This window comes from Colwellia sp. BRX8-4 (assembly GCF_014077345.1).
Classification (GTDB): domain Bacteria; phylum Pseudomonadota; class Gammaproteobacteria; order Enterobacterales; family Alteromonadaceae; genus Colwellia_A.
In genome coordinates this window covers 1-423 of sequence record NZ_JACGVS010000065.1, presented here as the reverse complement: position 1 = coordinate 423, position 423 = coordinate 1, and the positions used below count along the sequence as shown (strand labels likewise).

Annotated in this window: 1 protein-coding gene; it reads right to left on the bottom strand. The window is 38.8% G+C overall.

Features of this window, described 5'->3' with window-relative positions:
* Nucleotides 1-32: 32 nt before the first annotated feature.
* A partial coding sequence (locus H4J56_RS19385) for an ATP-binding protein (RefSeq protein ID WP_182259825.1) occupies nucleotides 33-423 on the bottom strand: 391 nt, incomplete at its 5' end.

The following is a 423-nucleotide window of genomic DNA, read 5'->3' as shown; positions in this document are numbered from 1 at the left end:
TATTAGACGTCAACTAACTTGTCCGGTTGGCGTCAATTAACTTGGCCGGTATTTGAATTTAGTTGCATAGCTTGTTTTTTTCGGTAACTTTCTCCTTTTATTTGATAGATATCACTGTGGTGAACAAGTCTGTCGATAGCAGCAACAGTCATCATGTTGTCACCAAATATACTATCCCACTCACTGAATGCTTGATTCGATGTGATCAACAAACTGCCTCGTTCATAACGATGTGCAATCAGTTCAAACAACACCTGACTTTCACTATCAGTCTTTTTCACATAGCCGATATCATCTAATATCAACAGCTCATATTTATCGAGTTTTCTTAGGGCATCAGTTAAGCCCAACGTTTCTTTTGCACGTTGGAGTTCTTGAACAATAGCTGTACTAGTGCTGAATTTAACGCGCACTGCTTTTTCA